The sequence below is a fragment of the Dictyobacter vulcani genome, from assembly GCF_008974265.1.
GTDB lineage: Bacteria > Chloroflexota > Ktedonobacteria > Ktedonobacterales > Ktedonobacteraceae > Dictyobacter > Dictyobacter vulcani.
In genome coordinates this window covers 3181263-3206786 of sequence record NZ_BKZW01000001.1, presented here as the reverse complement: position 1 = coordinate 3206786, position 25524 = coordinate 3181263, and the positions used below count along the sequence as shown (strand labels likewise).

Below are 25524 nucleotides of genomic sequence, written 5' to 3'. Positions count from 1 at the left end.
GACTTCTTGTTTGTGCTTGATAACAATTATAGGACTATAAAGAGTGCGGAAGCCGAGATATGCTATTGACTACCTCACTATCTTTTTCAGAGGTGGACTGCTGAACTGGCTCTGGCTCAAACTCGATAGGATCAGTAGCAGGTACCTCAGTGGCGGGTACCTCAGTGGCGGATAACTTATCCATTGCGCTTTGGGCACCGGGATCCGACTTATCCAGTTTGACACGCAAACCCCGATGCTGCTGCCGCGAGTCAATCCAGATAATCAGGCCAGTCATGGTAGCCATGACCAGGGCGATACCAATCAGCTTAAAGAAGTGCCCAAAGGAGAGCGCCAGCACACCAAACAGGATCGTCAGACCATAGAAGATATAGCAGATCTGTCTGACCCGCAGTCCTGTCGCCTGGAGACGATAGTGGAGATGGGTACGATCATAATGGAGCGGATGCTGACCTCGGCGGATACGGTTGATCAGGACAATGGCCACGTCCAGGATCGGCACACCCAGCACCATCAGTGCCAGCGCAATCTTTGCTCCTCCCATAATCGAGAGCACGGCCAGGGCCAGACCCAGAAATTGCGAGCCACTATCCCCCATAAACATTTTGGCCGGATTCCAGTTATGCGGCAGAAAACCCAGCACCGCACCGGCAAAAATGGCCGCCAGGACCGCGATGGTGTACTGCGCAAGCACCCAACTGGTAATGGCGATAAAGATGGCCGTAATCGCCACCACACCACCTGCTAACCCATCCAGACCATCAATCAGATTGACCGTATTCATCATCCCTACCATCCAGAACCAGGTGAACAGCACCGCCGGGATGGCCAGTAACCGAATATCAGTATTCTGGATTAAAATATTGACGGTCCCACCATGATAAAACGGTACGACGCCCGAGGATAAGGACTGAAAAGGATTGCTGAAGCCAAATAAGAGCACGCCGTTAAACTTGCCATTAAAGAAAGGACCCATCACGATGATTACTGCAAGCGTCTGGGCCAGAAGTTTCGGCAGCGGTTTCAGCGGCTTGACATCATCGTACGCGTGTACAGCCACGATCAGGGTAGCCGCAGCCAGAAAGAGCCAGTAGATGAGTTGCTCATCTGGTTTTAAGTCTGGATTATGCAAATAGAAAATGAGCGATGAGACCACAAAAGCCAGATAGATGGCGACGCCACCCAGGCGCGGCACCCGATCCGGGGTGCGTCCTGGTTCGACGCGCCGCAGTAGATTAAACTTGCGACTGAGTTTAGCAACCAGGAAGATTAGCAAATACGAGACTATAAATGCGCAGAACCCACCAGCCAATAATAAGAGAAAACTTGTATCGGGGTGATCAGTGTTCGGTACAACATTGGATAATACAGAGAATAGTGGCTGGCTATAGACGCTAGATGCCAGAACCATGGACATGCCCCCCAAGATGGTGGTAATAACAGATAGATAGCAAATAATTTTATGCTGTACATCTGTTTGATCGATTATACGGCCCTACCATAGAAAACGCAATCAACCTTTCTTTTCAGTGTACCGAAAGCGCATTCAAGATAGGGAGATCCGCAGCAGGCGATCCCAACCCGCGTAGTCTTTCTGACAATCTACGCTGGCCTGTGGCCAGAACTGCTGGAGCATCTTCGTTATTGGTACACCTTGTTGATAGCCAATCTCCAACAGCATTACGCCTCCACTTTTTAGCGTACCAGATGTGGCGACCTCTCTGCATAATCGCTCTAAGAGATCTAGCCCATGTGGGCCACTGAACAGGGCCAGATGTGGCTCATAATCCAGTACGTCCCGTGTCATTTCGCTCTGTTCAAGCTGTCCCACATACGGTAAGTTCGCTAACAGAACATCTACAGGCTCTGGAATAGGGGCCAGCAAGTCTCCTTCTAATAAACGTACACGCCCGGTCACTTGATGCCGTGTACAATTCTCACGCGTAATAGCAATAGCGTCGGGGAGATATCACAGGCATAGATATAGGGTAGGCGTGGCTCTTCGACCGCGATAGTAATCGGAATAGCACCACTACCCGTGCCAATATCGGCTACCACCGGCATCTGCCCCTGATCCAATCGCCGGGCAATCTCCTGTAAGGCCGCTTCCACCAGCATCTCAGTCTCGGGACGTGGGATCAGCACGCGGCGATCCACCACAAAATCCAGTCCATAAAATTCTTTATGTCCAACAATATAGGCTATCGGCTCATGCTCGCAACGCCGTTGAATATAAGACCAATACACCTGTGCCTGCTCCGACGTCAAGACGCGCTCTGGATATGCCAGCAGATGCGAGCGATCCATACCCACCACACACCCCAACAACACCTGTGCATCCAGACGAACCCCCTGAAGATCAGCCTGCGCCAACAAACGTGCCCCTTCCCCCATGCCTCCTGATAAGTTGTCATTACTTTTTTTCCCTTGCCTGCAAGAGTTGGCGGCCCATACACAAAAGCATGGACCACATAGCAACCATCAATGCAAAAATATGCACTGATTATATCATCACCATGGCTATACGTAGCTATAATCAACGGACAAGCCATGACCTCTAATGATTTCATGCTTAGCCGGGATAGAAATCACTGGATGTGGTACAAATAAGCATAGTGTGCATACAGATCATCGAAGGAGGCTTAGAGTGAATTTATTTGGCAAAAAATCTTCGGAAAAGAAATCTTCAGAAGAGGTAGACAAGCGGCCAGATGGTCTGGATCGTTTGCCTGCGGGCCAGTATCTGACCAAAAAGTGGCCGGTGCTGAGCTATGAGCGTACCCCTACTGGCATGCCTTCTGATTGGAAATTTAAAGTGACCGGTCAGGTGGAACATCCCTTTGAGCTCAATTGGGAGGAATTTCTGGCGCTACCACGAACAACCATGACTTCGGATTTTCATTGTGTCACGAGTTGGAGCCGTTATGATAATACCTGGGAGGGTGTGCATATCCGCGAGATTCTCCAGCGTGCCAGACCACTTCCCACAGCCCAGTTTGTCCTGGCCCGCTCGTGGACAGGCTACACCACCAATCTACCACTGCAAAAACTGGATGATGATGATGTGATGATTGTGCTAAAGCATGATGGACAACCATTGGAGCCAGACCATGGCGGACCTGTTCGTTTGCTGGTCCCGAAACTATATGCCTATAAGAGCGCCAAATGGCTCGACGGACTGGAATTTCTGGAGAAAGATCATCCCGGCTTCTGGGAACAGCGCGGCTATCATAATCGTGGCAATCCCTGGCAAGAGGAACGCTACTGGTAATAATAGAAATAGAGCCGAAGCATGGTTTCCCAGAACTTCGGCTCTACTCTTAGTAACAATGGCAGTGTCTGCTATTTTTCTAGCGTACTCTTGCTATTGCGCTCGCCATCATAGGTGAGCAAGATGCGCTTCCCTTCGTAGGTCGTCTCCAGATGGACCGGACGGCCCCAGAGCGTATAGACATGCTGCAGAGTCTTCTCAGCATAGTTCAGATCCAGTTCCTGACCCTCGAAGAGATGAGTAAGGTACAGTTCACGATTGCCCTTGTAATCGCCATTATCCACCACCAGATAGGGATGGCCGAAATTGGTCAGGTTACCCACAATGGTATCGCGAACTTTTTGCCAGTTCTTTTCAGCAATAACCCACTCATCACCCTCTTTCTTGTACAGGTAAAGATCCAGATCTTTGATCAGGTCCTCGGTCAGATAGTTTCTGAGAAAGGAGACATCATTATCCAGTTCACGGACCTCAAAGATCTTCTGCCGACCCTGGCCGGGCTTACGCCCTAAGCGATCCTGCTCCTCACGGGTCGGATTATCCCAGCGGCGCTCAATATCCTCCAGGATTTTAAAGCCGATGTAGTATGGATTAAGCGAGGTACGCGATGGGGTTAAAACGCTGGAGTGCAATTGCGCGAACTCGACCGTTTCAGAGTCAGAGATCACTGCTCGATCTCCCAGCTGGCGCATAATACGCGAGTGCCAGATTGAGGCCCAGCCCTCATTCATGATCTTGGTCTGCATTTGTGGAATAAAGTAGAGCATCTCGATGCGCACAATTTCGATGATGTCACGCTGCCAGGGCTCTAAGTTTGGCGCATGACGCAGCAGGAAGAGCAGCAGATCTTTCTCAGGCTTTTCTGGAAACTTCGGAGTCTTGCCTGGACGATTCTCACGCTCTTCTTCAGCCTTGCGCGCCTTGTCATCCATACCCCAGAGATCATCAAAATCGCTACTGAGCGGCTTGGCTACTTCATCCTTCTGGGAAGGATCGTTGGTACTGAGCAAGAGATTATAGTCGATGTGCTCCTGAATTGAGAGTACCGCATCCAGGAAATGCTCAACTTCATCTTTCCCATGGTCAAACTCGTATTTAGCGATGCGTTCAGCATGGACGCTGGCCTTATCGATCATCCGGCGCGACGTATGTTGAAAGTATGCATTATTCTTAAAGAAATCAGTATGGCCAAACACGTGGGCCGCCACAAAAGTATTCTGCAGCAAGTCATTCATGTCCATCAGGAAAGCATAGCTAGGATTTGTGTTGACCACCATCTCATAAATTTTGCTTAGCCCGAGATCATACTGCATTTTTTGTCGATGGAATGCCTTACCATGGGTCCAATGGCTAAAACGTCCTGGAAGGCTGTAGGAGGCGAATTCATACATGATGGAGGCCGGCACCAACTCAAAATGAGTGGGGAAGGGATCGAGACCAAATTTTCGCGCCTCTTCCCAGGCCGCATCTATTCCATCGCGCAAGCGTTCAATGTCGCTATGGGCAACATCATTCATGCAAGCAACTCCTGACTCTACCTGCCTGGCACAGGATCACGTTGGGCAAAAAATTTGCGCAACGCGGGATAAACCTCTTTTTTGTCCGATATAGTGACTGGAATAAACTTCTTGTCGCTGATTTTGTTGTAAGCCGACATCAACGTACTGGGTGAGCGATAGTGGCCCTCGCGGATCTCGCCATAGCCAAAGATGTTACACTGCTCCATCAGCTTATTGACCAGTTGCACACAACGATCGTTATCCCACGGCAGATTATCTCCATCCGAAAAATGGAAAGGATAGATATTCCAATCATTGGGATTGTAACGCTCCTTGATGATCTGCAGGGCCAGTTCATAGGCTGAAGAAACCTGTGTGCCGCCACTCTCTCCCTTATGGAAGAACTCCTCCTCGGTCACCTCTTTAGCCTCAGTATGGTGACTGATAAAGACGATTTGCACGTTATTATACTTTGTGCGTAAAAATCTCACCATCCAAAAGTAGAAGCTTCTAGCAATGTATTTCTCGAATTCACCCATACTGTTATGGCTTAATATGCCATCCACAATATAATTGTGATGCTCAGCAACACCAAAATCATATACCTGCACATCTTCCTCTACAGGTGTAATGCTCTTGATTTGTGAAACCAAAAAACGTCGATCCAAAACTTCATAGATGTATTGCTGGTCATCTAATGTTGCTGTAGTTTTATCAGACAAAGAACGTAACTGCTGCTGTGAAAGTGTATGCGTTTCTTTACGATAATAACTATACAAACGTGTATGTCCAGCAACATGAGAAAAGCGCTCACGCCAGTTATCATCTAGAATGTATTTGCTACGCATTGCATCAATGCCAGCCATTTGCTTTTCTGCTAAGGTTTTCAACTTTAACCGTTTCTGTGGACAAGCAAAGCCGATATACTCAGCAAAGAGTAAAACATCTTTTGCATTAATGCACAGCTTGTAATGGATACCAGCACGGATAGATCGTCCCTCCCACATGCGCTGCTCATTTTGCTCATACTCATGAATACGAGCGCGAATCCCCCAATAAGACAACAAGTGCTTCACTTGCGTAACCAGTTGTTTACTGGCTGAATAAAACATCACTGCGTGATGCGCAATGGTTGCTTCCGCGTCAAACAAACCACGCAAAAATGCTGCACGCACTTCAGGAATATCCTGATAAATGCTGCCATGTGGGCTCAATGTAGCGATTTCGTGAGTAACGCTTCAACATAGGATATTGCGATATAAGCAAACGAGCCAATGGCGCGCTATTAAAATGAATCCGCTTACGATTATTAGGGCCGGGACGGTGGCGGATTAATCCTTTGACACCATAAGCGCGTTCGAACACCTCCTGATACTGCAGTAAGCGCTCTTCGCTCTCATCAGTTATCGTGATATAAGAACTGTTAGGGCTAACAAAGATGTGACCATCTCCCAATAAAGCGCCCAGCATATAAGCTTGATCCTCTGAAAGAGTAGCTTGCTTTTCTGCACTGGTACTTCCCCAGGAATTGATCAGAATAAGTTTGTCGCCAATACACAGTTCTTCAGCTCGCTTCTCAACAATCTCGTTACTATCTTCAGCATAGACAAAGTAGCGATGTTGTGGAGTCGCACGCAGCGTAGTATCTTCGGTCTCAAGGATAAGCGTTTTAGGGGCCAACTTTGTAAACGTTTCAACAACCGGGGCAATCGTCTTCTGCATAGTTGAGAAATCCATACAGGCAACCATATCCCCTTCTACAACCTGAGAAACGTCTTTGTATGAACCATCAGCCAGTTCAATATTATGGCCAGCAGTATGACAACCTGAAACATCCATCATCGCCAGTACTACAGCGTTGGATTGATATTTGATGGTGGGTTCCCAGGTCTTGAAGCGCAGGTCGTCGGACTTGATGTCTTTGAAGGAGGCATCACCTTTGGCGGCGTTACGCTTGATGTTCTCCATAATGGTGCGCTTTTTGTCCAGGTTGGCCATAGCTCCTTTTTTGCGCACATCTGTAAAGCGCACGGCTTCAGTCTGCATCTCCTGTTGCCGCTTCTGCTCCAGATTCGGCAGACCAAGATCTTCAAAGATCAGCGCGGCCAGTTCCTCCATTGAGATCTCAGCTTCATAGTAATCATAGCCAGCGTCCTTACCGGCCTCGCCCTTCTTGCCTTTGCCCGGTTTGGGTTCCTGGGCAACCACATCGCCAACCTTACTTTTGCCGTTACCCTGACCGGCATGCTGCTGGCGACCAAAATCATAGCGGAAATTATATTCTTCAAGCGAACGGATCGGCACACGGACTGTCTTCTTGCCATCTGAGAGAATGATACTCTCCTCACTGACAATCTCACCCAGATTCTTTTTGACCGCTTCGCGAATCTTCTCTTTGTGGCGTTCCTGGTCGATCTGACCTTTACGGTGCAATGACCAATCGTGTTGGGAGACAGACATGGATGATTTTCTCCTTGCTACTCTGAGACAACTCGGGGGATGGCGGTACTACCGTTGGAAGTTCAGCGTTGAACGACCAACGGATTCCTGCATATTCCACAATGATCATCCTGCAATCTGACGCGGATTATCGATTTAAGAGACTACCAGTGTAGCGGAGGAGTTCATTTGCACTCTCATAGGTGTACCCTTGTTCAGCAACCAGGCGCTCAACAACTTCATTGATCTTACGCAATTGCTCTTTGTCCGGTGTACGCGTCGAGGTCGTGATTTTTACCACATCACGTAGATCTGCAAACAACTTTTTCTCGATAGCTTCTTTCAAGCGTTCGTGGCTGGTATAGTCAAAGGTCAGACCTTTACGAGCCAGTGAAGAGATACGGATCAGAATCTCTTCGCGGAAAGAACGTTTGGCGTTCTCTGACACACCGATCTGCTCTTCAATTGAACGCATCAAATGCTCATCGGGCTCCATCTCCTCGTCGGTAATGGGGTCGCGCAACTTGGTTTTATTACAATACGACTCAACGTTATCGAGGTAGTTATTTAACATCGTGCGGGCCGACTCCTCATAGGAGTAGACAAAGGCACGCTGCACCTCTTTCTTGGCAATTTCATCGTACTCTTTACGCGCTTCACTGATAAAGTTGAGATAGCGTTCGCGCTCTTCACGGGTAATGCTGGTATGCTGGTCCAGGCCATCACGCAACGCACGTAGCGCATCAATGGGGCTGATATACGTAACGTTATTCTTGATCAAGGCATTCGACAGGCGGTTAATCACATAGCGCGGTGAAATGCCGTCCATGCCTTCGCGTACCGCCTCTTCCTGCAGTTCACGCACATCCTTCTGCTTGAAATCTTCCATGTCTTCACCATCATAGAGCTTGAGCTTCTTCATCAAGCTCATACCAGCCTTCTTCGATGGCTCAAGGCGGGTCAGGATAGCAAAGATACTGGCGATGCGCAGGGTATAAGGAGCGATATGCACCTTTTGCAAGGAACTTTGCTTGAGCAACTTCTCATAGATTTTGACTTCATCAGAGACGCGCAGATTATAAGGAACCTTGGCCAGAATAATACGGTCCTGCAGCGCTTCCGATTTCTTATTGCCCACAAACGACTGATACTCATGCTCATTGGTATGGCTGATAACCACCTCATCAGCATAAATCATACTGAAGCGTCCCGTTTTGATGTTCTGTTCCTGGCTAAGGGTCAAAAGTACATACAGGAACTTCTCGTCTGTTTTGAGCATCTCAACGAATTCCATCACGCCACGGTTCGCAATATTAAGCTCACCATCAAAGCGGTATGCGCGCGGATCGCTCTCAACGCCAACTTCACCGATCGTAGAAAGATCAATGCCACCCACCAGTTCGCTGATATCCTGACTCTTTGGATCAGAAGGAGTAAAGGTACCAACACCTACACGATATTTCTCACTGAAAGTGATACGCTTCAACGGAACTTCCTCGATCCGGCCCCGATAATTGTTATCTACCATGTAACGGCAATGGGGACACAGATCACCCTCAACGTAGAGGCCAAAATCCTTCTCGACTTCTCCGCGCAATTCGTAAGGAATCAAGTGAAGCGGCTCTTCATGCATCGGACAATCTTTAATTGCGTAGATCGCCCCTTCAGGCGTACGGCTATAGGCTTCCAGGCCACGTTTAATCAGGTGTACAATCGTCGACTTACCACCACCCACAGGTCCCATGAGTAGTAGAACACGCTTACGAACTTCCAGACGCTGTGCCGCCGAATGGAAGTAATCCACAATCTGCTGGAGAGGCTTCTCAATACCAAAAATCTCGTCACTGAAGAATTTGTAGCGCGTCTCTCCTGTACGGGTAGTGTCTACTCCCCCGTCCATAATCATGTTGTAAATGCGTTCATGAGAAAGTCGAGCTACCGCTGGTTTCTTACAGGCTATCTCGAAGTAATCCGCGAAGGTCCCTTCCCACATGAGCTCACGCTCACGGTCCCGGTATTCTTCTAAGCGCTTCACCAGATCCATAGTTCATCCTCTCTGTGTATCACTAGTAGTGTAGAAAAAATGGGGGTCCCTACCCTTCCTGGGGCTTTCTTACACTACGCTTTTTTGACTGCAGCTACGGTGTACGAACCAGAAAACGCACTACGCGACCAGGAGGCAAGAGATGAGAGTATTGCTCATATACGGCTTATTGCACGATTGCAGCTACACATATACGAGCCTTAAGACCAAAAGGACCGGATTCTTGCTCTTCATGTATAGCGAGAAAACCAGCCCTTTCTACTCTCCTGAGGATATTATTCAAATGTAGATCTGTGATACTCTTTGTCTAACCCTGGATTGATGATATCTGGATAATTCAGAGAGCCATACCAATTAATGCTCCTGTACCATTGCAATCACGTCTTTCTCATCCGCTACGCTACCACCGCTGTGGGCTCCCATTATCTTACAGGGTATAAGCTCATTATAGCATATTTCTCTCAAGCAAACAATTCTTCCAGGATAGTCTGGACATGGAAATTTGCTTATTTGAGCTATTCTCACTAATATTTTCATACATAGCAGCTTATCTGGATCCAAGTATTACTTTTCTCCACAAATGCTAATCTATCTCTCAACAGCATTACACGAATACAATACATATGATACCTGCACCCGGGCATGTGGCTGTGTAAACACACCCGGGCAGAAAAAATCCCTTTATTTATTGTTAAAGAGCAAAGTAGCGGCTTCTCCCCGTTGTATATCCAGCTGCCGAGCAGCTGAGCCATTGCAGATAGCGATACCGATGTAGCCAGAGCTATCAACATAGAGAAAAGGCTGCTGCTCATCATCAGAGGCAGCAAAGAAACGCCGCCGCTCAGTAATCATTAACTGTTTGCCTGGGAAGAGAAGCCGCACGGTCGAGCGCTCAAAAAAATCTGGTAGCAGGTTCAAGTGAATAGAACTAATCAGGTTACCAAATTGATCTATATATATGATCTCGGACTCGATACGGTCCTTCTTTACAAGCGGTGGTTGTAGCTCAAGTTGACGCAAAGTGTCTACCGACAACATTTCACCCAGTTCGGACAACGGACGTCCGGCGGCAATGTGCGCGGCCACCGGAGCAAAGACGTCCCGGCCCTGAAACGTCGCACTGACGATGGGCAGGTGATAAGCCTGGTTGGTTAGCTTGACTATCGTATGCACGGGCTGTTCAGCCAGCACAAAGTGAAATAAACCATTATCAGGACCAACAAAATACCAGTCACCGGCCTGAAACGCTATCGGTGCACGGGTACTGCCGACGCCTGGATCCACAACACAGAGAAATACGCTGCCACCGGGAAAGTAACGATAACCGGTCCCGAGCGCCCAGGCTCCCGCAAGCACATCCTGAGGTGGAATTTCATGTGTCAGATCAATAAACGAAGCCTGCGGAACAATTCCAGCCATGACTCCCTTCATCACACCAACATAATTATCACGTAAGCCAAAATCCGTTAATAAGGCAATCGCCGCAGTGTTCGATGAAGAAACAGGTTGACGCATAATACAATCTTCCTCCCAAAAACCTAAATGGCTCATTTGTTTTGTACTGGCCTGTGACCTTTTTCCTTGCGGATGTGTCATTAGTCATGTATCTGGTCCGATTTTATGACATCCTATGAGATATATGCTATACTAGCCCGGAATACAGTCACGGTTCAGCACGCGTCAGAGCAGTTCGACACACCCGGCCGATATTACCACAGAGGCATGTGGGCGTCGCGACACAGCTATCCAGAAGAAGTCTGGATGGTCAGGAACATTCACTTCCCTCCTCTTACGATGTGTTTCCTCCCGTTTCTGTACATTAGGGGTATACGCGCAGGAGGCTTTGATAGACAGTGTTGTAGAGCCTGGCGAACAACAGTAAAACTTACCCCTGTGAACTCGGTTTCCATGCGGCTAGCAACTGGAGTGATACAGGCATGAATATTAGTACAGGCGGACCACATATCCTTCTCTTTGAACGTGATCAACAATTTGCAATACTGCTCAACAGCGAGTTGCAATTAGCAGGTTACACGAACCACACGGCCCGTACCGCCGTTGAGGTTTTTGACGCCATCGCTCGCTTTCCCATTCGACTTGTGCTGGTCAATCTAGCACAGGCTGCCGCTGCACGCCGCGAGTTCTGGGTCGCGCTAGATACCCAGCGCCGCGATCGTAAGGTTCAGGTTTTAACCTTTTTGTGTAGCAATCTGGCTGGATATGGACCCCGCGAGTTTGAAGACCATACACAACACTCCAATATAGATATGGAGATTGATGGTATGCTGGGCTTGATGAGCCTGGTTGATGCCGTCCGGAGCCGTATACCCAGCGCCACGGTGCCGATGGAAAGTACCAGCGGCAATACAATGCCGCGCATGCCGCGCTTTTCAACCCTGAATAATCAACAACCTGTACAGGCTTCACCTCTGGACAATGGTACCGCGTTTCCAACGAACATTCCAGCAGATACCGGTTCGATGCATGTTGCTTCCCGTGCGACAAATTCAGCTCCCCTGCCACAAACACCCATCGGCCAGAATGCGTATCAATCGCCGGCCACAGGTATGTCGGGCTCAAACCAACCATCCTACAGCGAAAAAATTCGGGCCGTCCTCTATCCCAACCAGCGCACCTGGAGCGCGCAGGATACTGGTAATCATGCACTGAACGTTGAACAAAGAGAAAAATACAATCCTGCTCCTCCTACTCAGCAAGCCGCGCCAGCCCAGTTTGCCCTCCAGGATAGCCCGTCCCTACAACGTCTGGCCAATGGACAAGCCGGTCCTGATAACCAGAACGAATCCAGTCTGGCTCAACTCTCACGTATGGTTCAAGGATTTCGCTCTCCTGGTAGAGATGAGCAAACCATCAATACCACCTTTTCACCCACAACCTCACAATGGACTCCTCTGCAGACGTCAAATTATAATGCGCCTGCGGCTCAACCTGCCGACCCCATTCAACAGCAGCAACCAGCCTCACGGACCGAGGCCCACAATACAAACTCATTGCGTACCATTCATCCTACAACCAGTTACTCCACCCTTGAGACGCAATATGAGCGTGAAGCCAGGCCAGAGCAAAACAACGCACCACAACGAAGGCAGATGCATAACTTTGCTTCACCACTGGCACCTGCAAGCCATGTTGCTCCTGCCGAAGGGAAGATTGGAACACAGCCATTACGTGCCTCACCTATTCAGGATATGCCAATTGAACGCACCGTCACAGGGCCTGCTATTAATGATTTGAACCGGCGCCCGGATGTCCTTTCCCGGACCAACTATGGTCCTCAAACCGGACATCTGCCCGCGGTGAATCCTGCTAAACAGCAAACTTCACCACACCTGGCCTCGATTTCAGCGGCGATGCCAGCGGTAACACCGGCTACACCTGCACCGGTCAACGACCCACCGGTGTCACCGGTCACTCCTGCTCCCAATACGGACGCGGCGCCCATACCGCCAACCATTATTCCAAATAAGGACATAACCCCGCTCTTCAAACCAGAACCCGTCCGCGAAACTGTCGCAGAGAAAAAACCAGAACCCGTCCGCGAAACTGTCGCAGAGAAAAAACCAGAACCCGTCCGCGAAAACAAGGAAAAAGCAAAGCCAGAACCGGCTGCAGAGACAAAAGAGGCAACCGGGCCTCTGAATAAAGAGAATAGTCGTCGATCAACCCTGCCTCGCTTAGAAGATATACCATTAAATGATGTCCAGATTCCTGATGAGCTGGCCGAAAGCATGACCACCAATAACGCGGTCCTGCTCAATATTGTTCAAAGCCTGCCACCAATGCCAGAACTGGCGCAACAGCAAGGGATTGAGCCTCAAGTCTTGAATGGAAGAGCAACGCGTTCTCTCAATAAAGTTTTGCTTGATGGACACCTTGTTCCACAGGATCGCTTAGAGGTAGCACAAAACATTCAACGCATGTTACGTGGGGTGGATTTAAATTATCAGCTTGGTGAAATATTGCTTATGTTTAAGTTATTGACGCCCGATCAATTATTAGCGGCCAGCCTGGTGAGCTATGGTTTAATTACTACAACTCAGATCAGCTCCCTGGGCCGAATTCGACAAGAGTTACATGCCATGGGACTTGAATACGATCTGGAAAACCTCCTGATCCTGTTCAGGATCCTGACGCCCGAGCAATTACGAGAGGCGCGTTCTAGTTTGCAAAGCTAAATATGTAAAGATGCCCCCGGCAAGTACGCTACTTACCGGGGGCATCTTTACAGCTATGGAGAACTAGCACACTTTTTCAATCTGTGCGCCCAGACTGCGCAACTTCACATCTAAATGTTCATAGCCACGCTCAATATGCTCGATGCCATAAACCGTTGAGGTACCCTCGGCACAGAGAGCCGCCAGGATATAAGAACAACCAGCACGGATATCAGGAATATCTAACCGTGTTGCGACCAGAGGAGTTGGACCACTGACCACACAACTATGCATATGCTGCTTCTCGCGAAAACGGCACGGCACCTCACCCAGACACTTGGGATACAGGCCAATGTGGGCCCCCATGCGCTCTAATGAACTGGTATAGCCAAAACGATCCTCGTAAATCGTTTCATGAATCACGGACATACCTTCGGACTGGGTCAACAACACAGTAAAAGGTTGCTGCCAATCAGTCATAAAGCCGGGATGTACATCGGTCTCCAGCGAAATCGCGGGTGAGAGTTTGGAATCGCCAATAAAGCGAATGCCTTCGTCATCTACTTCGAAACGTAAGCGCATTTTAAGCAACGTATTCAGAAAAGACAACAATGTATCCTGCTGGGCATGCCGGAGGTACACATCTCCCCGCGTCAGATAGGTGGCGATGGCCAGTGAAACGGCTTCATTGCGATCACTCAGCAAGGTATGACTGGCTCCATGTAAGGAGTCCACCCCTTCGATGACAATGCGCCGATCGACTTTAAATTCGATGATCGCACCCATCTTTTGCAGCATTTTGACCAGATCAACGATCTCAGGCTCATTAGCAGCGTTCTCAATGATCGTGACACCTTTAGCCAGCGAGGCCGTAATCAAGATATTCTCGGTCGCCATGACACTGGGAAATGGCAAAGAAATCGTGGCACCATGCAGACGTTCAGGGGCCTGACAATAATAATATCCATCTTTTTCAATGATGCGCGCACCCATTTGCTGCAGACCCTGGATATGAAAATTAATGGGTCGTGGGCCAATCCGATCACCGCCTGGCATCGGAATAATCGCCTCTCCGCAGCGGTGCAACAGGGGTCCAATCGTCATGACACAGATACGATTCAGGCCACCGACCGTACTCGAAACCTGATGGCTTTTGATATCCGTGGTTTGAATGGACAGAGTATGCTTCTCACGATCCACCTCTACCTGTGAGCCTAATTCCTGACACAGCTTGGCGGTCAATTCCAGGTCACCCAGAATTGGGATATTGCGCAAGGTACATGTATCGGACGTCAGTAGCGATGCAATCACCATTTTGGTCACCGCATTTTTTGCGCCACTCAGAGTCACCTCACCGTGCAAAGGGTGTCCCCCGGTCACCAGATAATGGGGGGACAAAGACTCTTGCTTCTCAAACATAGTTACCAGACCTTCCTAAGATTTTCCAGAATTACCGGGTGCCTTCCACAACCAGAGCAACGCATTGAGTCGGGAAGGGGGTTGCATCACATTGCGCCGCACACGCCGATCCGTCCCGGACGCAATGGCTTGCTTATGATCCAGATCATCTAAGAGATCCAGAAAATTATTGACACTCTGTGCCACACCCTCTACCATCAAATAGCCAGATGGCTTGACCGCATCTCCAACCAGATAGAGTCCCTGTACCTCTAATTGTGGCGGCACATCTTCACCCTGGGCAACGCGATTCACAGGCCACTCGCCTCGGTACGTCCCCATAGTCAAAATCTGACAGTGCCTGTCAAAGTCCGTTCCGAATAATGTCCGCAAATCAGCCAGCGCCAGGGCGCGCTCCTCTTCAACGTTATTACTTTGAATAACCTGATGACTGATCAGCAGATGTTTGCCATCCGGGGCCAGTGTAGGATCACTGTTCGTTGGCTGCACCATACCGGCAATACGCCTGGTATCCAGACAATACATAATTCCTTTATGAGGAATCAACGAGATATCACTCAAAATATGGATTTTTAAGCCCACGGCTTCCTGCACATCATCATTCGCCGTCGCCTTAAAGCTATGATCCTCCGCATATTTTTGCTTCAGAACTTCTGCCTGCCGGATCCTGCGATTTTCTAACAGTCCCAGAGTCGCACGAGGACCAATATCACTCACAACCAGAGGAGCCTGGAAAGACTCTTCTGTCCCGGTTGCTTTATTCTTTATCCGCACCCCCGTCACCTTGTCCTGCTCTTGTAAGATCTCAAGTACTTCACAGGAGAGCAGGATCTCGCCGTTATAAATCTGGACAAGCTGTTCTAACTGTTTAGTAATCTCACCACAGCCACCCTGCACAATCGCAGGGGCTCCATAGCGGAACATATTTTTGGTGGTGCGAATAACTTCAGCCGTACTGACTTGATGCAGTTCCAGACTCAGAGCAAAGCGAGAGATACTGGCAAAAAAAGCGACCAGTTGCGGATTGCGCTTCACGTCAATTTGCCGCTCCAACCAGAGATCAAACGGCATTTGACGTTGCTGGTCCGGCAACTTTTTTAAAAACATGCGACAACCCAGGCGTATAAAATGGGCGAACTGCTCCGGACCAAGGAATTTTGCCACGCCGAGCAAGCCACGTGAACGATACTGTCGACCATGCACATGGAATGATCCAAATACATCCGCATCGTAGAGGTGATGCGGTACATTCAGCCGACGCAACATATGTGAGAGCACACCACTACTGCCAAAGGGCACCATATGGACGGCTCCAGTGCTGACCTGCACACCATGAAAATTTTTCGCGGTAAAACGTCCTCCACTGTGTGGCAAACGTTCTACTATCACCACCCGTTTGCCACGCTGTAACAATTGGGCAGCACTCAGCAGGCCACCAAGGCCCGCGCCAATAATAATAGCATCGAAATGCTTTGTTGTATGCTCAGTCGAGACGTTCTCATGAGTAGCCTCAACATGCGTCAATGCTTGTTCGTACATGAAATTTCCGGTAAATAGCAAGGTTGATAATACGTCGACTCACAGGCTCACACACAGCACTATCCGGCTTCTTCCAGGAAGCATACAGATAGAAATGGGTGTGATTGTTCATCAGGTAGTATATTGGGACAACCAGAAGAATGGAAAGGGCGGTCATTGCCTACCGCCCTGTATGTTTATGCCAGTACGCCACCGTTGCCAGACATCACTAGCAGCGGCAGACACATATGGCTCCTACAAACTCGGATAGCAGCCATAAAGAATATCATTACTTCTCTTCGCCAATCAGGCTGCGTAACAGACTATTGCACTCGGCCATAGTATTCAGCACATTCTGATGGATCTGGAAGACTTTATTCAGTTCACGGGCCTTACGGGCCAGTTTAGTCACGTACTCAATATCTCGTGGATTATTCATGACGTCTTCCATTAGTTGGAGCAACTCAGCCCACGCCAGAGCCTCACGGCTACGTGCGACATCGGCAATCATGCCATCCATCCGATCAGAAACACGACGAATACCACTGCGCAATTGATTGGCAGTCTGCACATATTCAGCATCGTGATTACGTACAGCTTCTTGAGTGGAATTAAACTGCTCTTGCAACGACATAATCTGTCCATCCAGCGTTGACAGGGCCGCTGTTAAAGCGCTCAGGTCTGGCAATGCCGGTGAAGAGATCTGTGAGAAGCGGCTAAAGGTCACATTCGCATCCGCTGGATACGATGGGGTTGGCGGAGTATATGGTGCTTTTTCAACGACCGCCGGAGCTTCAGGTTGTACGTGCTCGGCTTCCTGGGCCACAGCTTCCTGCTGAGGCTCAGCATAAACAGGATCCAGAGCCGGAACTGGCTCATAAGGTGAGATAGGAGCCTCTGCCTCTGGCGCTGGTGTAGCAACGGGTTCAGCTGAACCATGCTCGATAACTGGCGCTTCATAGGAAGCAGGCTCAGAATTGTCCATCTCAGCGGTACCATAATCATCTTCGCTGGAAAAAGTGCCCTGCTCATCACTTTTGGTCCGATAGGTCCAATCAGGATTATTGGCTTCATCGTTGGGCACAGACATGGTTGGTAGATCACCCACTTCGTTCGCCTGAACACCGTGAGCACGATACACTAACTCATGCTCGCCAATGCCAACTTGATCACCATTTTTCAACTGATACGGGCTGGCTTCTTCCAACTGCTGTCCATTCACAAAGGTGCCATTCGCGCTATGCTCATCATGCAATAGATACTGACCATTCTCATAGCGAACGGTCGCGTGGCGGCGCGATGTCAATTTGTCCTTTGATAACAAAATGTCGCTGGTCGGCGCACGACCAATCACAATCTCGTTCTTATCAAGCGGATATTCCTGGATAACCTCTCCGTTATCAGAGCGCAACACAAAAAAGCCGGGCTCGGCAATTCTATCCATCGTAGCAACGGGCTCATGGTTCGTTGGTATTTCAGCCACTGTCCCTGCTGCAGGATCAACAGGTGCCCAGGATGAGCCACTGGAGGGAGCAGGGGTTGGTGCGGGTGCGTTCCAATCATCGGCGGCCATAGTCGCATCGCCAAGCACTGGCTGTGCCTGCTGATCTGAAGAAGGTGAGGGAGTCGCTGGAAGCAGGCGATTGCCACAGTTCAAACAGAAGTTGTCACCTTGCCGAGTCTCAGCCCCACAATAGGGACACTTATCCATGTTAAAAGTTCCTCCCATTGGTATACACGCTTGAATATAGTGCGCGTGCATGTAAAACTTCTGTCCATTATATCAGAAGTGTAAGTTGAGCGTCGAGTGTAAGCCTTAGAGGAACTGCATCCTGTACCCTCATCCGCCACCTCTTCGGGAGCAAGGTCAGTGCTTTTCCTTAACCTCACTTGCAAGCAATCATCCTCTTTAAGCATTGTGGGAATCACGTTATTCCAGACACTGGCGCTGCATGTATTACGACGAAACGGCGGTGAAAATTTCACTCCCCGTCTCTATAGACAGACGCGCATTACCTGGCTGGCATCCAATCCATGGTCGGCTGCAGATTTTGAAAAAACTGCTGTAAATACGTGGTGGTACCTCGGGCCGAAAAAACAATGTTGGTTTTATCATGAATACCATTACATAATTGCACGGGATCTTTCGCGGCGCTCGGGGTTGGCGTGCTATTTGTTTTGGCGGTTGATCTTGTATCCTGTGAAACAGTGCACTGAAAATTGATATTCTTAATACGTACCGGTGCCTGCGAGAAACTGATAGCATCCTGGCTCGGCAAGACATAGGTAATGGTAAAATTACTGCCAAAAATAGGATCACGCAGCGAGCCAGAAACATTTAAGAGACAGGAACCAGCAGGCAGGCTTTTGGGCAGATAAAGCGAGAAACCCAGATTCGCCTTCATGGTTTTCCAGTCCGCAATCGTTTTTACCTTACCATCGGCCGGTCCCAGACCGGTTGTCTGTCCATTAGCGGCCTGCTCATGGGACGAAGCCTCATCCCGAAATACTTGATGTGGCTTGTCACACCAGGCCAGTTGCGTCAAAGCTACAGGTGCCGGGGTCGGCGTGGCACTATTGCTATTCTTTGTCGTGGTATCATCCGAGCACGCGGTAATCATCATACTCAAGAGAATGAGTAGACAGACCAGAGAGAGGACTGCGCGTATAGGGGAACGGCGCTCCCAGTGTTGTCCAGATCGTAAAAAGAGAGACATAAAAAAGCTCCTTGACTTATGTATGTATAAAAAGTATTTTCTAGTATGCAATTCTTCCCCATCCACCACCCCAACAAGTAAAACAACTTACACGTGGAACCATTTAACAGCAGAGAAATCATAACTGGTTCATTATACTTTACACAACGTATAAAAACTATGAAATAATTCGCGAACTGGTACCAAAGGCGCTAATCGGCAGGCAAAAGAGCGCATCAACACGTGAACATTCTGCCGCCGATTACAATAGTCTCGATGGTACGAAAGAAGGGCTTTACAGCATTTTGATTTAATGCTACCATTACACTCTGCCGTCACGAAATTACTATCAGAGAATTATTTTTTATCTAAAAACACCTATACCTACACCTGATAACGTGCGGAGCGTGTATTTAAAAGCAAATTGAGACACTAGCTACAATAAACCAATCCCCAAAGGGGTGCTGCGTGTGAATGCAAAACAAATCTGGCAAACAGCAATAGAACGATTACGATCAAGAGTAAACTCTGCCGTTTTTACCACCTGGTTTCAGGGAACCTCGGCGCTCTCCTTTCAAGATAGCGTCTTCATTATTCGTGTTCCTACCACCTTTGCCAAAGCCCAATTAGAAACTCGCTTCCAGGAACTAATCCGTTCCACGTTAGTAGACATCACAGGTGGTCCTGTCGAGGTCCGCTTTGAGGTTACTAAAGAGCAGCCAACAGCAGCAGATGAGTCATCAGACCCGAGTTCCTACCGACCAGCCAAACGCACTTATCGCCTTTCCAAGGGCAGACTTTCCGCTCCATTACGTGGAAAACGTGTCCCGCCTCCTGATGCGACACCTGCCATCAATGCAAAAGCGCCCTCGTCCCCACCGGAGACTGCCTATCGCCAGCGGAAAGAGGACTATGGCATTCCACAGCGACCAGTGGCTCCTTATAAGCAAGAACCTGCCTCTGAGCCACCAGCAGCATTGTCTTATGGTTCTTACCCTGAAGGACAGGCAAAAACTGAGGAACCACAACGCACAGAACCAGCCAAAAAGCAAGAATACAGTCCTGTTCATCCAAGCATTGAAGGTTTGCTTAATCCACGCTACACCTTCAGCTCATTTATCGTTGGCAAATCAAATAAACTGGCCCATGCCACATCGCTTGCGGTAGCCGAGAACCCTGGCAGGATCTATAATCCGCTTTTCCTGTACGGCGGCGTAGGTCTGGGCAAAACCCATCTTCTCCATGGCATTGGCCATGCGGGAGAGAGCGCTGGACTCAATGTGCTGTATACGACTTCTGAAAAGTTTACCAATGAGATCATTAACGCCATTCGTTTTCAGAAAACAGAAGAGTTTCGCGCAAAATATCGTCAGATCGATATTTTGCTGGTAGACGATATTCAGTTTATCGCGGGCAAAGAATCAACCGAAGAAGAGTTTTTTCATACTTTTAATTCACTACACAATGCCAATAAGCAGATTGTGGTAACCAGTGACCGTCCCCCCAAGGCCATTAGTAGCCTGCAGGATCGCCTACGCTCCCGCTTTGAGTGGGGACTGCTGGCGGATGTCCAACCTCCTGAATATGAGCACCGCCTGGCGATCCTACGCTCGAAATGTGATTCACTACGTTTCACCGTCCCTGCCGGAGTCATCGAGTATATCGCTCGCCCGGTTTGTAGCAGTGTTCGTGAGCTAGAGGGTGCGCTCAACCGTGTCATTGCCTATGCGACCTTACATGATGCACCGCTCACAGTCAGTCTGGCAGCCCAGGCCCTTGAACATATCTATGACAAAAAGCCACCGGTTACCTCGAACCTGACCGTCGAAGCGGTCTTTGATGGCGTCTGTCGCTACTACAACGTCAATCCTCTGCTGTTACGTGGTAAACAACGCGATAGGGACATTGTCTGGCCTCGACAGGTTGCGATGTATCTGATGCGCGAAGAGACCACTGCCTCCCTGCTACAAATCGGGACCGCATTGGGTGGCCGCGATCACACCACCATCATGCATGGCTGGGAAAAAGTGAATGCCGAGATAGGTAATAATGATCAGGCGCGCCAGGAAATTGCCTCTGTCCTCGATTCCCTACAAAACCGATCTTTATAGCAGCAGCCGTCAAGGCTGCTGTCTCTCAACAGGATAGCAAAGCACACCACCAGATTTCTTTCTGACGGTGTATAATAAACTCCAAAACGAGTATTGGCGTGCTATTAAAAAGCAATCGTGAACGCCGCTCACTCGCGGCTAGTGAAGTCGCCACAGCTCAAGCATGGAAACCTGATCTCTTCGGCCGAAGCGACCCAGCCTGTCAGGCGACTTCACTCACACGATTGAATGGCGTACCCTTACCAGGAGCTACTTTGTATGCAACAACAACAACAACACGCCAGCTACGATCTGCTGGCAGTCTTCCCCGATGAATTAAAAGCGGAAGCGGCCTCAGAGAAGCTCAAAAAAGCCGGCTTCAACCAGGATGAGATTTTTCAAATTCCTGCCGGTAGCGCTGGCAGTGGCCAGTTCCGCGAACATGGACCCAATCAGGCCCGCGGTGATTTCTTTCTGACACACCAACGGTCCGGTCCTAAACCGGCGATTATCTTGCTATTCGCAATTGTCTGTGGTCTGGTCGTCACAGGACTTACCTTTGCCACGACGTTTGCATTGCCCAATTTACCTGAGCCCACAACCTTGCTGGTCGGTGCCGCAGTCGGCGTAGTACTCGGCGCGATCCTTGGCTTGCTCAGACGTGGACGCGTACGTGGCGCAATTGGCCAGGAAGCTCAGAAAGCGCCTCCCCCGACAAGTGGGCGGCAAGCACAGGGCAAACTAAATGTCATTGCCTTACGCTTTGAAGATCCCGAAAATATCAGTCGCAATTCACGTGCGCGCGCCATCTTGCTCAATAATCAGGGCCGCCTCGATCGGAGCGTCAGTCGACAAGAATAATAAAATTCAATAGCCAAACATCCCATTCCCATTCCACTGGGAATGGGATGTTTTTTTATCAAACCGAGCGCGGGAAAACCCCTGCTTCAAAGCAGGGAATGAAAGCGCCGTTCCATATTGATCAGTATTGGTTGACTTTTCAATACAGCTGAGAGATACTTACGACGATCACCATGGAGAAGTATGCACATGCTCGTGTTTGAATACAAAATTGATGGAAACCAGCAGCAATATGCAGCAATTGATGAGGCGATCCGTATCACTCAATTCATTCGCAATAAATGCCTCCGCCTCTGGATGGATGAGCGAGGCATAAGCCAGAATGACTTACGAAAGTATTGCGCCGTGCTGGCTCATGCCTTCTCCTTTGCGGCTTGCCTTAATTCCCAGGCTCGCCAATCGGCGGCCGATCGTGCATGGATGGCTATTTCCCGCTTCTATGATAACTGTCGGCAGAAGAAACCGGGGAAAAAGGGCTATCCGACGTTTCAGCATGATAATCGCAGCCTGGAATATAAAACGTCTGGTTGGAAGCTTGCTGCCGATGGCCGCCACATCCTCTTTACTGATGGCTGCGGCATTGGCCGGCTACGCCTGGTTGGAACCCGTGCGGTTGAAACCTTTCCATTGAAGCAGATTAAACGTGTCCGGCTCATCAAACGGGCGGACGGCATCTACTGTCAGTTTTGTGTCCGGGCTGAGCGCGTGGTTGAGCATATCCCAACGGGGGCGATCGTCGGCATTGATGTGGGGTTGAACGCCTACACGACTGACTCCAACGGGCATACGGTAGAGAATCCTCGGTATCTGCGCAAAGCCGAGAAACGACTCAAACACCTGCATCGGCGCCTCTCTCGCACGCAGAAGCAAAGCCGCAATCGCATGAAAGCACGCAAGCGGCTGGCCAAAGCGCATCTCAAAGTTCAAAGGCAGCGTGAAGATTTCGCCAGAAAACAGGCGAACGCGTTGGTCACGTCTCACGACTTGATAGCGTTTGAACATCTTAAGATCGCCAATATGGTGAAGAACAGGCATCTGGCAAAATCGATCAATGATGCGGCCTGGGGAGGGTTCCTGGCCTGGATAGGTTACTATGGAGCCATGCATGCGATCCCCATCATCAAAGTGGCACCACATTTCACGAGCCAGAAGTGTTCGCGGTGTGGGACGATGGTGAAGAAGAGCCTGAGCGTCCGGACTCATATCTGTTCCTGTGGACTGATCATGGATCGCGATGAAAATGCGGCGCGAAATATCTTACAAAAAGCCTTAGAGAACGGTACTGCCGGGCAGGCAGGAACCACCACCCCGTAGTGGGTTGGGAACGTTTCTGGACATTGGACCTCTACTCGTTGCTAGCGATAGCATCGAGCAAGCCTGGTGAGTGAAAGAAGAATCCCCCTCGCTTTATCGGGGGGAGTGTCAATTCTATAGTAATGTTAGCTAAGACACTAGTAAAATACGTAACACTTGGTTACAATAGATTTGGGAAAGCTTAAGGCACAATCATACTGTTTATAATGGAGAAGATATCCATGTCCGACGATCAGTGGACCATAACACGTTTCCAGGTGAAGCCAGAAGAGATCGTGCTCAACCGCACAAAACTTCTGCCTCCTTACAAGGTTATTGTCCATAATGACGATTACAATGAAATGAACTATGTAATCTTCGCTCTCGTTCATGCCGTCAATACGTTGACAGTACCAGAAGCAGAGCGCATTATGCTGACCGCTCACCTGAATGGACAGGCAATCGTCATTGTTTGTCCCCGGGAGGTAGCTGAATACTACCAGGAACGATTATTAAGCTATCAACTCACAGCAACTATCGAACCAGAGTAAAGACAGAAAAGCGGCCACTCGGTCGCTTTTCTCTTTTATGGAAGACATGGATAACAATTTTTCAAGCCAGGTGCCTGTTTGTTCCCCGCCATATCCTTTTTTGTGCGTCTTTCGTAATATAGACAACATTACTTGCACAAAAACAATGGAGGTCGTCAATTTTACTAGCAAGTAAGCAGTACAGAAGTACTTATAGCTGTATCCATTATTGACGCTCCTTATCTAGAACGATAGAATGCTTAGTCGCCCGGATGTCAGATTTATAGACGTTCGTTGAAGGTAAACTGACACTGAAGGTGCCAGATGATGCTGTTTATCACGCTCCATCAGGAGGGGAGAAATCATGGTTCACTTATGGGGTTCCAAGACCAAAGAAGAGACTGAGATCAGCAAATCAGCTCTAGGAGAATGCGCGGCCGGGGCTATCGCTGTTATTATTAGTGGCGAGAAGCTGGACGCCAATCTTGTCTATCTTGGTTGCCAGATGGCAAAAGGAGCCAAACGTAAGGTCCATCTCGTTCATGTCATAGAAGTGCCACGTGCATTGCCGCTAAAGGCCGTCCTGACTCAGGAATCTGAACGTGCAGATCAAATGCTGAATTCAGCAATGGGGATTGCTGAACGCGTGGGTTGCGAAGCAGTTGCTGAAGTTGTTCAGGCACGTGATGCGGGACCGGCTATTGTCGATGAGGCAAAAGATCACAATTGTGGTTTGTTGTTAATCGGTTTAATGCGTCACAATGGCAAGAGCCAGAGCGAACTAAGCAAAACCGTGTCGTATGTACTGGCAAACGCGCCCTGCCGCGTCTGGTTGGTACAGGATCCACCACCAGGAAGTTCAATGCATGCATAGAGGTTTATCAGTAGATAACTGACCATCAACATTGGGGTAGTTCCACCAGATCATAGTTTGCAGTACCGCCAGTCAGGGGAAAAACTGAAGGTCAAGAAAATCGGGCTTTCCCTGCTGGAACTGATACGTATATTACCCTCCATACGTATTACTAGTGTATGTGTAATTGTACACACATAGAAACTAGCATTATGTGTTGGGGAGAGAATTATGATGAAGGATGACTCGAGTACGAGGAGGCAGGCGGAACTCCCACAAAAAGATTATTATAAAGCACTTCACCAGGCTGCACTGACTATTTCGTCCAGCCTGGAGCTTGATCAGGTCTTGCAGAGCGTTGTCACCAGTATTACTGAAGCCATGCAGGTCAAAGCCTGTGGTCTACGACTGTTGGATGCGGAAACAGGACAACTGCGACTGAGCGCAGTCAATGGACTCAGCGGCGAATATCTGGCTAAAGGACCAGTAAGCGTGGTCAATAGCCCGATCGATAGTGAGGCACTCGGCGGTTCACCAGTCTACATTCCTGATGTACGTACCGATCCTCGCTTCCAATATAAAGACGCAGCCCGCCAGGAAGGGCTGGTCTCAGTGCTTTGTGTTCCCCTTGAAGTACATGGTAACGCCATTGGTGTTATGCGTGTCTATACAGATCATCTCAGTGACTTTGTTGAAGACGACATCCAGTTCCTCTCTGTATTGGCCAGTCTGGCTGCCCTGGCAATTGAGAATGCCCGCCTCTACGAAAATATCCGCAGTTCCTACCATGGGGTAATGAACGCCTTCTGGGGCTCCCATGTCTCCCTTTAATTGCC

At 49.1% G+C, this 25524-nt stretch carries 20 protein-coding genes; 8 read left to right on the top strand and 12 right to left on the bottom strand.

All coding sequences use genetic code 11. The annotated features are described in order from the left end of the window. Nucleotides 1-34: 34 nt before the first annotated feature. The 3 genes from KDW_RS13520 to KDW_RS13510 all read right to left on the bottom strand — a co-directional run bounded on the left by KDW_RS13520 (nt 35) and on the right by KDW_RS13510 (nt 2394). Nucleotides 35-1411: a glycosyltransferase family 4 protein gene (locus KDW_RS13520; protein ID WP_162005210.1), complete on the bottom strand. Its 1377-nt coding sequence runs from the start codon at nt 1409-1411 to the stop codon at nt 35-37. 135 nt (nt 1412-1546) lie between these two features. Next, entirely contained in the window at nt 1547-1918 is a 372-nt protein-coding gene (locus KDW_RS13515) for a hypothetical protein (protein WP_151756442.1), read from the bottom strand. Next, complete coding sequence (locus tag KDW_RS13510; protein ID WP_151756441.1) at nt 1915-2394, bottom strand: HemK/PrmC family methyltransferase; 480 nt, start codon at nt 2392-2394, stop codon at nt 1915-1917. The genes KDW_RS13515 and KDW_RS13510 overlap by 4 nt, the downstream gene beginning before the upstream one ends. A 253-nt stretch (nt 2395-2647) precedes the next feature. On the opposite strand from KDW_RS13510, the gene KDW_RS13505 reads away from it, so the two are divergent. Continuing rightward, nucleotides 2648-3271, top strand: coding sequence for a sulfite oxidase-like oxidoreductase (locus KDW_RS13505; RefSeq protein ID WP_233097687.1), 624 nt, complete (start codon nt 2648-2650; stop codon nt 3269-3271). Between the two features lie 71 nt (nt 3272-3342). Here KDW_RS13505 and KDW_RS13500 read toward each other — a convergent pair whose 3' ends face one another. From KDW_RS13500 to KDW_RS13480, 5 genes are all read right to left on the bottom strand, one after another. Then, entirely contained in the window at nt 3343-4788 is a 1446-nt protein-coding gene (locus KDW_RS13500) for a SpoVR family protein (RefSeq protein WP_151756439.1), read from the bottom strand. A 17-nt stretch (nt 4789-4805) separates the two neighbouring features. Next, nucleotides 4806-5945 (bottom strand): DUF444 family protein, encoded by a 1140-nt coding sequence (locus KDW_RS13495; RefSeq protein WP_151756438.1) that lies wholly within the window; start codon nt 5943-5945, stop codon nt 4806-4808. Nucleotide 5946: 1 nt separating this feature from the next. Further along, on the bottom strand, nt 5947-7230 hold the full coding sequence (locus KDW_RS31705) for a DUF444 family protein (protein ID WP_162005209.1): 1284 nt from the start codon (nt 7228-7230) through the stop codon (nt 5947-5949). 127 nt (nt 7231-7357) lie between these two features. Beyond that, on the bottom strand, nt 7358-9253 hold the full coding sequence (locus KDW_RS13485) for a PrkA family serine protein kinase (protein ID WP_151756437.1): 1896 nt from the start codon (nt 9251-9253) through the stop codon (nt 7358-7360). Between the two features lie 681 nt (nt 9254-9934). Further along, the gene (locus tag KDW_RS13480; RefSeq protein ID WP_162005208.1) at nt 9935-10768 is read right to left on the bottom strand and encodes an SAM hydrolase/SAM-dependent halogenase family protein; all 834 of its coding nucleotides are present in this window, start codon (nt 10766-10768) and stop codon (nt 9935-9937) included. A gap of 422 nt (nt 10769-11190) precedes the next feature. Between KDW_RS13480 and KDW_RS13475 the strand changes: the two genes are divergently transcribed. Further along, nucleotides 11191-13449: a hypothetical protein gene (locus KDW_RS13475; protein ID WP_151756435.1), complete on the top strand. Its 2259-nt coding sequence runs from the start codon at nt 11191-11193 to the stop codon at nt 13447-13449. Nucleotides 13450-13512: 63 nt separating this feature from the next. On the opposite strand, the gene murA is transcribed toward KDW_RS13475, so the two are convergent. The 4 genes from murA to KDW_RS13455 form a co-directional block, all read right to left on the bottom strand. Continuing rightward, nucleotides 13513-14847: a UDP-N-acetylglucosamine 1-carboxyvinyltransferase gene (murA, locus tag KDW_RS13470; protein WP_151756434.1), complete on the bottom strand. Its 1335-nt coding sequence runs from the start codon at nt 14845-14847 to the stop codon at nt 13513-13515. Between the two features lie 15 nt (nt 14848-14862). Continuing rightward, nucleotides 14863-16386, bottom strand: a complete 1524-nt coding sequence (locus KDW_RS13465) for a phytoene desaturase family protein (RefSeq protein ID WP_151756433.1) — start codon at nt 16384-16386, stop codon at nt 14863-14865. Nucleotides 16387-16654: 268 nt separating this feature from the next. Then, nucleotides 16655-18076 carry an FHA domain-containing protein gene (locus KDW_RS13460; protein WP_162005207.1) on the bottom strand — a complete coding sequence of 474 codons (1422 nt, stop codon included), beginning with the start codon at nt 18074-18076 and terminating at the stop codon, nt 16655-16657. Nucleotides 18077-18377: 301 nt separating this feature from the next. After that, the gene (locus tag KDW_RS13455; protein WP_151756431.1) at nt 18378-19082 is read right to left on the bottom strand and encodes a hypothetical protein; all 705 of its coding nucleotides are present in this window, start codon (nt 19080-19082) and stop codon (nt 18378-18380) included. 449 nt (nt 19083-19531) lie between these two features. Between KDW_RS13455 and dnaA the strand changes: the two genes are divergently transcribed. The 6 genes from dnaA to KDW_RS13425 all read left to right on the top strand — a co-directional run bounded on the left by dnaA (nt 19532) and on the right by KDW_RS13425 (nt 25519). Further along, nucleotides 19532-21172: a chromosomal replication initiator protein DnaA gene (gene dnaA / locus KDW_RS13450; protein WP_151756430.1), complete on the top strand. Its 1641-nt coding sequence runs from the start codon at nt 19532-19534 to the stop codon at nt 21170-21172. 258 nt (nt 21173-21430) lie between these two features. Beyond that, nucleotides 21431-22012: a hypothetical protein gene (locus KDW_RS13445; RefSeq protein WP_151756429.1), complete on the top strand. Its 582-nt coding sequence runs from the start codon at nt 21431-21433 to the stop codon at nt 22010-22012. Nucleotides 22013-22201: 189 nt separating this feature from the next. Next, nucleotides 22202-23326: an RNA-guided endonuclease InsQ/TnpB family protein gene (locus tag KDW_RS13440; RefSeq protein ID WP_151756428.1), complete on the top strand. Its 1125-nt coding sequence runs from the start codon at nt 22202-22204 to the stop codon at nt 23324-23326. 221 nt (nt 23327-23547) lie between these two features. Further along, entirely contained in the window at nt 23548-23856 is a 309-nt protein-coding gene (locus KDW_RS13435) for an ATP-dependent Clp protease adaptor ClpS (protein WP_151756427.1), read from the top strand. A gap of 343 nt (nt 23857-24199) precedes the next feature. Beyond that, the gene (locus KDW_RS13430; protein WP_151756426.1) at nt 24200-24709 is read left to right on the top strand and encodes a universal stress protein; all 510 of its coding nucleotides are present in this window, start codon (nt 24200-24202) and stop codon (nt 24707-24709) included. Nucleotides 24710-24919: 210 nt separating this feature from the next. Further along, the gene (locus tag KDW_RS13425; RefSeq protein WP_151756425.1) at nt 24920-25519 is read left to right on the top strand and encodes a GAF domain-containing protein; all 600 of its coding nucleotides are present in this window, start codon (nt 24920-24922) and stop codon (nt 25517-25519) included. Nucleotides 25520-25524 lie beyond the last annotated feature (5 nt).